This window comes from Sporomusa sp. (assembly GCF_035561155.1).
Lineage (GTDB): Bacteria > Bacillota > Negativicutes > Sporomusales > Sporomusaceae > Sporomusa.
This window is the reverse complement of the sequence record NZ_DATMYD010000016.1, coordinates 21,979-31,068: the sequence shown is the minus strand read 5'-3', so window position 1 is coordinate 31,068 and position 9,090 is coordinate 21,979. Positions and strand designations below refer to the sequence as shown.

General features: G+C 43.3%; 9 protein-coding genes. 2 read left to right on the top strand and 7 right to left on the bottom strand.

Translation table 11 applies throughout. The annotated features are described in order from the left end of the window. Nucleotides 1-393: 393 nt before the first annotated feature. Together VN447_RS23200 and VN447_RS23225 are read left to right on the top strand one after the other, a co-directional pair. On the top strand, nt 394-483 hold the full coding sequence (locus tag VN447_RS23200; RefSeq protein WP_349255156.1) for a DUF2935 domain-containing protein: 90 nt from the start codon (nt 394-396) through the stop codon (nt 481-483). Then, nucleotides 483-620 carry a hypothetical protein gene (locus VN447_RS23225; protein WP_414714870.1) on the top strand — a complete coding sequence of 46 codons (138 nt, stop codon included), beginning with the start codon at nt 483-485 and terminating at the stop codon, nt 618-620. Before VN447_RS23200 ends, VN447_RS23225 begins: the two co-directional genes overlap by 1 nt. Before the next feature lie 154 nt (nt 621-774). On the opposite strand, the gene VN447_RS02675 is transcribed toward VN447_RS23225, so the two are convergent. The 7 genes from VN447_RS02675 to hpsG all read right to left on the bottom strand — a co-directional run bounded on the left by VN447_RS02675 (nt 775) and on the right by hpsG (nt 9,066). After that, complete coding sequence (locus tag VN447_RS02675) at nt 775-1,416, bottom strand: ABC transporter ATP-binding protein (protein ID WP_325522546.1); 642 nt, start codon at nt 1,414-1,416, stop codon at nt 775-777. A gap of 5 nt (nt 1,417-1,421) precedes the next feature. Then, nucleotides 1,422-3,023: an iron ABC transporter permease gene (locus VN447_RS02670; RefSeq protein WP_325522544.1), complete on the bottom strand. Its 1,602-nt coding sequence runs from the start codon at nt 3,021-3,023 to the stop codon at nt 1,422-1,424. Nucleotides 3,024-3,119: 96 nt separating this feature from the next. Continuing rightward, nucleotides 3,120-4,187 (bottom strand): Fe(3+) ABC transporter substrate-binding protein, encoded by a 1,068-nt coding sequence (locus VN447_RS02665; RefSeq protein WP_325522542.1) that lies wholly within the window; start codon nt 4,185-4,187, stop codon nt 3,120-3,122. A 297-nt stretch (nt 4,188-4,484) separates the two neighbouring features. Then, nucleotides 4,485-4,898, bottom strand: a complete 414-nt coding sequence (locus VN447_RS02660) for a DoxX family protein (protein WP_325522540.1) — start codon at nt 4,896-4,898, stop codon at nt 4,485-4,487. Nucleotides 4,899-5,032: 134 nt separating this feature from the next. Then, a complete protein-coding gene (locus VN447_RS02655; protein WP_325522538.1) occupies nt 5,033-5,482 on the bottom strand; it encodes a MarR family transcriptional regulator in 450 nt (149 codons plus the stop codon). A gap of 156 nt (nt 5,483-5,638) precedes the next feature. Continuing rightward, on the bottom strand, nt 5,639-6,556 hold the full coding sequence (gene hpsH / locus VN447_RS02650) for a (2S)-3-sulfopropanediol dehydratase activating enzyme (protein ID WP_325522536.1): 918 nt from the start codon (nt 6,554-6,556) through the stop codon (nt 5,639-5,641). Nucleotides 6,557-6,588: 32 nt separating this feature from the next. Beyond that, the gene (gene hpsG, locus VN447_RS02645; RefSeq protein WP_325522534.1) at nt 6,589-9,066 is read right to left on the bottom strand and encodes a (2S)-3-sulfopropanediol dehydratase; all 2,478 of its coding nucleotides are present in this window, start codon (nt 9,064-9,066) and stop codon (nt 6,589-6,591) included. Between the last annotated feature and the right edge of the window lie 24 nt (nt 9,067-9,090).

Here is a 9,090-nt window from a genome sequence, read left to right as displayed (position 1 = left end):
ACATCCATTTTTACAATTTCGAGCGTTTCCAAATGAAATACCAACTGACGCCTTCCGAAAAACGGCGTCAGTCGGCTTAATTCAAAGATATTCTACGACCGGCTTTTCTCTTTTGTGTCTATCTCCGCTGGGGCGGTTCAGATTTGGGTGGCTTTTTACTATTGGCGCGCTAACGTAACCTTATAACAGTAACCCTTGGAGGTTTTTTTACATAATATTACTAAACTTAAACGATAGGAGAGGGTTACTGCTGGATATATTTTGCAAGGAAGTTAAACCTTTTGTCCCCCTTACCATGCATAAAATCAGATTCTGGCTCGTATTATGAAAGAACATTCATTAAACTGGGGCTGCCTTGTGACCAAACTGACCTTATAATACTCTGTTGATGCTATTGTAAGCGAAAACGTATTTTGGCTGAGAATAATGGCTGACCACCTAAAGTTCATCCGTGGTTTCAGCAGTGCGCGGTATTATCACTAATCCCACCGCTCTTAGCCGATCACGTCCGGCGCGAAGCCGAATATTTCCTGGAAATCCTTGACATGATTCAAGGTGATATGACCGATTGTGACCAGCCTCCCATCATGCACTGCGATTACGAACTTCGCAAAAAATGATTTTTACTGTAAGCAATCATGCAAAGTACTTTGCAACGACTAACACCACCGCCTGCAGGCCGTCACTGACATGTACAAAAGCCGTCCAATCAACGGACGGCTTTTACATATTGCCCTGCTTGACCAAGCCAGGACACAACTATGCAAAAAATAGTTATACAGGTGTAATGGTGATAGTACGATCTGACATATCCTCTAAATCTGATTTATCGTGAGTAACAAAGATACATGTTACAGCCTCTGCCTTTAATATCGACCGTATTTCCAGACGCATTCTCTGTTTCAGCTCAGAATCTATGTTACTGAAAGGCTCATCCATCAGCAGTAGATACGGATTGGGAGCTAAAGCCCTAGCAACTGCAACCCTTTGCTGCTGTCCTCCGCTAAGCTGATAAGGGTACCTATCTCTGCATTCGTTCATATTAATTAGAGTTAACAGCCTGTCAACCCGCGCATCGCGTTCCTTTCTCGACATATCTGATATACCAAAGGCTATGTTACTGTAAACAGTACAATGAGGAAAGAGAGCATAGTCTTGAAAAACCATACCGATTTTTCGTTTTTCCGGAGGAACAAAACTGTTCTGGTCAGCCACGATCCTATTATTTATCGTTATAATCCCGGCAGTCTGGACTTCCAGCCCGGCTATAAGCCGTAATACAGTGCTTTTGCCACTGCCGCTTAACCCAACTACAGATACTATTTCACCTTTGGCTACACTAAGATTAAAATCTTTAAGAACATATTTATCTGTACCACTATATTTAAATGCTATACCACTCAAGTCTACAAACAATGGTCTCACTCCTTCTCAGCTTTGGACAGATAGTAAACCGAAATAGAACAGATGGCTATGATGATCAGCGCTGCCGGTGCACTATGCTGAACACGCTCGTCATGGGCGTATTCATAAACTTTGGTTGCAAGGGTGTTGAAATTAAACGGACGTAATATGAGTGTTAGCGGTAGTTCTTTTGCCATATCAACGAATACTAAAGAAAAAGCTCCTGTTAGGGAGGGAATAATCATTTTAAGATCCACTTTGAAAAATGTTTGTGTCACACCAAACCCCAAAGTTCTGGATGCCTCAAAAAACGTCTTGCCAACTTTTTCAAAACCACTTTCAAGTGAACTGCACCCCACTGCCAAAAATCTGACAATATATGCAAAGAAAAGCATATAAATACTGGTAATGACAGAGTAGTTCCACATACTCTCTGTGAACTTATTCAGCCACATAAACAATATCAAAACACCGATAGATATAACAGCCCCAGGCACCGAGTAGCCTACAACGGTAAGCTTAGCTGCCGTCTGCGCAAGCATATTTCTGCTAATTCGTGCACTGTTCGTTATCACTACAGAACAACATACTATTATACCTGCACAAACAACCGCCGCAACAACAGTATTGACCGCCGCCTCAAGAAAGCTGGCTTCCAGTACTTCGTCATAGGTTATAAATGCCCACGCTAATAACTGGAAAAACGGAAGTAAAAATCCCAGACTAAATATTATAAAGCAATAAAAGCTGGCTGCCAGCGCTTTTGCTTTTGGAAGCGGCTGTGGGATTAAAACTCTGACTTTGGAGGTAGCGACGGCAAATTTTTTCTGACCCCTTAACATCTTTTCTGCTAATATAATTGCAACAATAAATCCCATCAAATAGATACATAACCTAACAGCTGAGCTAATGTCGCCCATCCCAAACCATACCTTGAAAATTGCAATACTAAAAGTGTTAATCCCGAAATAGCTGACAACACCGTAATCGTTGGCAACTTCCATTAGAACCAAAGCACAGCCTGAGGCGATTACCCCTCGTGAAACAGGCAGTATTACTCTAAAAAATATCTGCGTATAACCCTTGCCAAGCATTCTCGCACTCTCAATGAGTGATGCTGTGTATTTTGCCAGGAAGGCCCGGCTTATTATATACACGTAAGGAAACAGGAAAAAAGTAAAGATGAAGATTGTTCCGGGTATAGACATAATGTCGATCAAAACCATTTTCCCGGAAAACCAAGTAAGTAATTTGGTGATAACACCGGTGTAACTGACCATGCCGCTATATGTGTAGGCGCCAATATAGGCCGGTATTGATAAAGGTAAAATTAGCGCCCATTTGAAGAATCTTCTTAACGGAAAATCAAAGACTGTAACCAGATAAGCAAGGCTGACACCAATTAGCGAGGCGAAGAAACCCGAGAATATGAAAAGAATGACGGTGTTTACTATATACTCCTGAAGCAGGTACTGTTTTATATGTGACCAATTTTCCGTCTCAGCCGTTACAACACCAAATACAATATTCAGTGCCGGGATTACAGTAATAGCTATTATTGCAAATGCCAGAAGGCTCCAGACATTAGTTTCATTGATAATTTTGCTCAGTCTTGTCAAAGTCTTAATTCCTTTCACAGTATCTGCTTTTAATATTCGGAAAGTGAACAAAGCATGAGAAAATCTCATGCTTGTTCACTTTCGCAATGTCTATCTTTACTTCCAACCTACTTCATTAAACAATTGGACGGCTTTCTTATTGTTTTCGCCTAGTTTAGAAAGATTAATGTCCTGCTTTTTAAAGGGACCCCATGCCTTAAGAAGAGCCGAGGGTTCTACACTGGGGTTTACTGGATATTCAGTACTTGCTTCTGCAAATGTTTTTTGTGCTTCGGCTTCTGATAAGAATTCAAGAAGTTTTACAGCATTAGCAACATTCTGCGAGGTCTTGACAATGCCGGCGCCGCTCACGTTAACATGAGTACCTGTTGTATTTTGATTTGGGAAAAAGACGCTAAGTTTCTCAGCAGCCTTAACTTCTTCAGGATCTTTGGAGGTCAACATCTGACCCAGATAATACGAATTCATGATCGCCACATCGCCTTTACCTGCGGCTACCGCCTTAGCCTGGTCTCTGTCGCCGCCCTCCGGCTTCATTGCTAAATTACCTACAATACCTTTGGCCCACTCTTTGGCTTTAGCCTCACCGTTCAGTTCTATAAACGAGGCTAGCATTGACTGATTATAGATATTGTTGGATGACCGTGTTAAAATTCTGCCTTTCCATCTGGCATCAGTTAAGTCCTCATATGTAGACAGGTCCTCCTTATTGACCCTATCTTTAGCGTAAACTAACACTCTGGCTCTCATAGTCAAACCTACCCACATTTTATCCTTGTCTATAAAATTGGCAGGAATATTCTTTTCCAAAATGGGGCTGTTGGCAGGCTGTAATAATCCGGCTTCCTTAGCTATGTAAAGATTTCCAGCATCAGAAGTAATATATATATCGGCTTTACTACTGTTGCCTTCAGTTTTTATCCGTTGAATAAGCTCTTCACCGCTGGCTTTTATAAGGTTTACCTTGATGCCAGTCTTATCTGTAAAGGCTTTATAAATGGCGTCATCAACACCAGGATAGTGCCTGGCTGTGTAGACATTAACCTCTTTCGCTTCAGGCTGACTATTTTGCGGCGCAGCTGACTGTTTAGTTGAGGCGCAGCCGGCAAATACAAGGGATGCAGACATTAGTAGTGATAACATTAAAGTAATAGGTTTCTTCACTTTCTTACTATACCTCCGGTATGAATTAATTGATAATGGATTTCATTATCACAAGTTAAATAATAACATATAAGGTTACTCTTGGTCAACTAGCCATTTTTTATTTGTTTCAACGCATGTCAAATTTAAACCACTATAATTAGTCGTACGCGATTATTAAAAACATAAGACCTTGAAACTTTGGGGTTTCAAGGTCTAAAGGATTTTATTATCCTGATAGAAAGTATAACTTTCTCCTGGATAAGGGCAACATCGGCTTCCGCTTTCGCCAAAGGCTCGGCGCAAGCCGTGTTTTCTTTATTTTTGGAAACGTCCGTCGATACTGTATTTACCGGGGCCGATAAATATTAGACTAAGAAATACAATCCCGACTTCGATAGCTTGTGAGGCTCCACCTAAACCGGCTCCGGTGCTAAATTTCAATACAACAGCAACAATCATGTTAAAAGTTAAAAACATAGCAACCGGACGGGTTAATAAGCCGATAGCGATTAGTATCCCTCCAAAAAACTCAGTAGCAGCCGACATAAATCCCCAAAATTCCGGTGCAAAACCCATACCAAGAAACTTCATCGCAGCTCCAAGTTTCACCCAGGTCTCGACTCCGCCGGATATTTTAGGCCAACCATGATAAACAAACATAAGTCCAATCCCTAACCGCAGCAATAATATCCCCAGTTCTCGATGCTTGTCCCAATTTCTTAATATCATTTTCTACCTCCCTGATGTCAACTAATTATTCTTATCGCTAATTGAAACCGGAAACACGCAAACCTATGTTGATAATCCCCTCCCTACTTCTCATAATCATCTTAATTTCAAGATATCTCATTAAAAAATAAGATTTAAATACTACTCCGCGCATACAGGCCAATTTTTTTAACTAATTCAATCGTAAGCTGTTTTTCTTCTGTCGTTAGCCCCTGAAACGCTTTTGTTAAGGCCTCAGCATGCGTAGGGAAGATTTCGCCCAATAATATACGCCCCTGATCTGTTAGCGTCGCGTACACAATTCGCCGGTCTTCCTCACAAGGATTCCGTTCGAGTAAACCCTTCTTCTCAAGCTTATCAATTACATAAGTAATACTGCCACTGGTAATTAATATTTTTTCACCTATTTGCTGAAGCGGGTGAGTCCCTTTGTGATACAACAGTTCGAGTACGGCGAACTCAGTCTGATTCAGCCCATAACGCCTAATGTCACGCCGGTCGATCTCCATCAGTATGTTATGGGTACGAGCCAGAACAGTAAATAGTTTTAGCGCCAGGCTCTGCTCGTAATTATCTTGACTCATAGTCTCACTCCTGAACAAGTTGCCGCACTATCTTGATTTTAAGATAATTTTAAAATATATACTGACAATTGTCAAGGTAACTGGCTATAAGTACGCCGGTAGCTCGCACCCAATATTCCAAAGAGGTTATGTGTCATTTAGAACGCGAATTTTTGTTTAATTTCTTGAATTGATATATGCATTAAGCATTTTCATCTTTTCTTCATTTAACTGAGCAGCCTCCATAGAATAGTCCCGCCCCAAATATTTGTATTTTTGTTGGCCTAACCGATGATAGGGCAGTAACTCATAACTTATGTTGGGCCAGCCCTCAATATAATTTAAAATAGCGCCAATATCAGCCTCTGAATCGTTAAAGCCGGGGATGACTGGGGTACGCACTAAGATATGCAGCTGTGGAAATGTGATCCGCAGCGCTGTCAAGTTAGCTAAAATCGAATCATTGTTGACACCGGTAAACTCTTTATGCTTATCAGAGTTCATCGATTTTATGTCAAAAATAATGGTTTTTAGATAGTCGCCTACCCTTCTTAGGTCATCCCATAAGGCATATCCACAGGTTTCAATGGTGGCGTCAATGCGCCGTTTTTTTGCTTCTTTTAAGATGTCGATCACGAAATCGGCCTGCATCAGAGGCTCTCCACCACTAATTGTTAGCCCGCCTCCGGAGCGCATGTAAAAAGCACTGTCGGCTTCTACTACCTTTACTATATCAGCTACATTCATTTGTCGCCCAAAGGTATGCAGAGCTTTCGACGGACACTGGTCTACACATTGGAAGCAGTGCTGGCAATTATCCCAGCTAAGCTCGATAGTACCATCCTGGCTCTGCCCCACTGCACCATATGTGCATACTTTTTGACACCGGGAGCAAGCCTCATAACCGATACATTTACTCTTGTTATAGGCAAGCTCCGGAGTAAACTTCTGTGATTCAGGATTGCTGCACCAGCGGCACTGCAGCGGGCAGCCTTTGAGAAATACAACAGTCCGAATGCCTAAGCCGTCATGTAACGAATAACGCTGAATATTAAAGACATAGCCGCTCTTCTCGTTTGCTCGATTGTTCAACATAGTGTTTCTCCTGCCAATTATTGCGGCTGCTATCAGATAGCAGTATGCTCTGTGCGGGCAATAAGGTCATCCTGCAAGTCGGGGGACAAATCGGTAAAATAGGCGCTGTAGCCGGCTATGCGGACAATGAGATTGCGGTATTTCTCAGGATCCTTTTTCGCCGCCACCAACGTTTCCCGGTTAATTACATTGAACTGGAGATGCCACAATTTCAGGTCACACCAGGTTCGGATAAAGGCAACTAATTTGTCAGTACCCTCATCACCGGCTACGCACGAGGGGCTTAACTTAACGTTTAATAGCCGGGCCGCACGTTCCCTAAAACCAGTGTTTTTAGATGCATAATTGGATAAAAGCACAGCGGTAGGACCATTTAGATCAGCACCTTGCGAGGCCGAAGAGCCATCAGACAGCGGAGTATACGCCTTCCTGCCGTTAGGGGTTGCGCTAACCACTTTACCAAAGGGGACATGGGAGGTAAAGGGTACCAGTCTAAGATCTAAGTGTACGCCCAATTCCTTAGAGTATTTTCTGGTGAATTGCAGACATTGACGGTCCAGTTCTTGAGCAATAGCGTCTGCATAGGCGTCATCATTCCCATATTTCGGCGCATTGAGGAGTAACTGCCTGACTACCTCCCTACCCTCAAAATTGCGTTCCATGGCCTCAACTAATTCGGCCATGGTTAGTTTCTTTTCTTCGTAGACCAGCTTTTTGATGGCTGCCAAAGAATCGACAACTGTGCCATATCCCATAAATTCGAAATATCCTAAATCAATGCCGCCCTCGATTACAGGCGTGTGAATATCCTTATAGGTCTTCATGCAAAGATCGTGCAGGGCAGAGCCCAATGGCCAGGCAAAATGCTCAGCCCGCAGATTAATGATAACCTGTTGTTGAATAAAGGCATGTTTCAAAAAATTAATATGCTGCGCCAAATATGCTTGCCAGAACTCTTCCCATGTTGCAAAATTACGGGGATCGCCAGTTTCCAGCCCAATCAGTTCTTCACCATGGAGTTTCATTTTACCGTTATATATTGTCATTTCCACAGCAGCGGGAAAATTAATATAGGCACAGGGACTTGTATAGGTATCCCGGTTGGGCATACGGCATTCAGCGCAACCAGATACAGCATAATCAAAGGCTTCTTCAAAGCTTGCGCCTTTTGCCAGCAGCAAGGGGACGACTTCCTCATCATTGATCAGCTTAGGAAAACCTGAGCCTTCTTTAATCGTTTCCGCTACCTCATAGAGATACCGCGCAGAAACACGTCCATGAATCCGGGCAGCAAGATCGGGATAATGCAGTGGGAATTCTCTTTTCGATTGTAAGAACAGATAGGTCAGCTCGTTAGTGGCATCCCGGCCATCAGGCGTCTGTCCGCCTATTGTAACAGCCTCCCAATGGGCATACCCTTCATTAAAAGCGCCCCCGGTCGGCGAGATGTACAGATCGATAAACTGAGCCATCGCCAGCCACATGCATTCGAGCAATTGCAGCGTATCTTCTTCTGATAGCACCCCTGACTCCACATCTTGTTTGTAAAATGGATATAGGTACTGGTCCATTCGCCCATTTGATATAATGGTGCCTGTCTTTTGTTCCATCCGGGAGAACATTTGGGTAAACCACTGGGCTTGCATCGCCTCCCGGAAATTCCGGGCAGGGTTTTCCGGCACCCACCGGCAAACTTCTGCAATTTGCAGCAGTTCCTGTTTTCGCGCTGAATTCCCTTCCTTTTTAGCCAGCTCTTCGGCAAGCGCCGCATGCCGGTTGGCCCAGAGAATGATCGCATCACAAACAATGACCATAGCCTGCAGGAAGGGGGCCTTCTCCATGGTATCTACCGGACTCAAGGGGTCTAATAGGGAAAGTTTTTGCTCGGCTTCTTCTTTGATGCCTTTAAAGCCCCGCTTAAGCACTTTTTCATAGTCATGTACCCATTGAATCGATGAACGGAAAGAAGCAGTTTCGTTAACGATAAAACGTGATTTTAGCGGATCTTTCGGATCATACGTATATTTTAATGTTTCTTTAGGCAAGGCTTTCGTCAAGTTTTCATGAAAGGTTTTACCCTGCCAATAAGGGGCAATCTCCTCAATGACAACACGGGCATCGGCCTCTGATATATTAAACGGGGATTCAACCCGGGTGGGCATTTGCTCAATAGCCAGACCAAGAAAATCTCCATCCAGCTCCGGGTACAGTATGCCATACCGGCCTTGTGAGCCGGCTCTGCCCACCAGCTGCTGATGGTCGTCGATATAGACGGTAATGTTTTCAGCAATATGTTTTAGCGCTTTCGACCACCGGAGAATAAGGGGTTCACCCTCAGTTAGACGAAAAGACTCGGTAAAATATTTGGCCCGTTCTACATCAATACGCGGCCGTGTATCTGCAAAGGAGTTTAAAATATCATAGGTCCGCGTACGAGTGTGCAACAGCGGGTTACCCTGTATCTCGGCTTGAATTCGTTTTTCCTGGGGTGACAATACGATATCTGACATATTCGTTCGTCCTTTCCTGCATTC